We start from the raw sequence: 1253 nt of genomic DNA, 5'->3' as shown, positions 1-1253 counted from the left end.
CAATGCCGTCGGCAATGGCGCTGAACGCAGAAACCGGCGAATGGTTTCCGTTCGATAGGCTGAAGTCGTATGCAACTGGTTACGAGATGGCCGAAGCCCTGGGTTACGCGTGGGCGTGCGATTGTCGCGGACGCTCCCCTAATACCGTGCAGAAAAGAGGCCCGTTATCGCGCTACAGCGCAACGCCCTGGCCGGTGCTTCCGCAGTCGTCCATCTGTCTCGAATGCATGATCCACGCTGCCGGGCAAGGCGCGATGACCCTGGAGCGCTGATGATCCCCGCCTCGGTCAATGAACAGCTTCGCAAGAACGGGGAACGGCACTTCAGTGGCCACGTGCTGGCGCTGGTGGACGGTATCCAGTACCAGCAGCATACCGGCCAGCAACTGATGCCCGAAAACGATAGGACGGTTTCGCTGTTCGCGGGCACGAGCGACATGGCACTCGCACACGCGGGGCCGTGGCTGTTTGATCCGAAGACGACGCCCGATCATCTTGCGGAGCTGCGCGAACTCGAACAGGCCCGCCCTGGCGTGATCTGGCTGATCACCTCAGAGACCCTGGAAAGGCAGGCCGCAAAGCTGCGCCCACACCTGAGTATCCGAATACCGGACGGACGATCCGCCCTGCTGCGCTTCTGGGACCCCAGGGTGTTGCATGCGCTCAATGTGGTATGCCACGGTAAGAGCGAGCGCGAGCTTTTCAGGTCTGCCGACGCGTGGCACTACCTCAACGAAGGACGACGGTTCACCATCAACGACAATGGAATTTACTGAAGGACAATGGGCGCTTCTGAAAGACTACGAAGACCGTAACTATGTGGACTTTATCCGTGGTCATATCGTGCGAGACTATCCCGCGCTGGCCAATGATCCGACCTTGCGCGACCGGCTTAATGCGGCCTTCGCGCAAACCAAGGTACTCCGCTTTACGCGTGACGTGCCGATAGTCGATTTCCTGTATGCGGAAGCCACCACGCCGGGGTTTTACTCGCTTCCGGCGGTCACGGCATGGCTGCACAAATCAGGCGTTCCGGCTGAACAGCAATTCGAAATGCTGCTACAGGCGACGGGTAAAAGACAACAGGAAATGAAGGAGAAACGCTGATGGGTATTCCATTCCCGGCGACGCTCGCACGCGCAGCAAACGCAATGGCGCAGGCAATGCCTATGCCTGTTCCGGTTTCCACCGCCGCGCCGTCTGCTGGTCCCGCAGGCAGCAGCGGCACTGGCGCGGGTGCAGACGGCGGATGGG

2 protein-coding genes and 1 pseudogene are annotated in these 1253 nt (G+C 60.3%); all 3 read left to right on the top strand.

All coding sequences use genetic code 11. From position 1 onward, the window contains the following. Positions 1-272: pseudogene (locus HDG37_RS38725) on the top strand (hypothetical protein); the annotation flags it as partial. Continuing rightward, the gene (locus HDG37_RS38720) at positions 272-775 is read left to right on the top strand and encodes a DUF4123 domain-containing protein (RefSeq protein WP_184040040.1); all 504 of its coding nucleotides are present in this window, start codon (positions 272-274) and stop codon (positions 773-775) included. The pseudogene HDG37_RS38725 and the gene HDG37_RS38720, both read left to right, overlap by 1 nt. Then, positions 762-1106, top strand: coding sequence for a hypothetical protein (locus HDG37_RS38715; protein WP_184056866.1), 345 nt, complete (start codon positions 762-764; stop codon positions 1104-1106). Before HDG37_RS38720 ends, HDG37_RS38715 begins: the two co-directional genes overlap by 14 nt. Positions 1107-1253: the final 147 nt, after the last annotated feature.

The sequence above is a fragment of the Paraburkholderia sp. MM5384-R2 genome (assembly GCF_014201025.1).
Classification (GTDB): domain Bacteria; phylum Pseudomonadota; class Gammaproteobacteria; order Burkholderiales; family Burkholderiaceae; genus Paraburkholderia; species Paraburkholderia tuberum.
The sequence above is the reverse complement of the archived record's forward strand: the minus strand, read 5'-3'. Positions and strand labels throughout refer to the sequence as shown.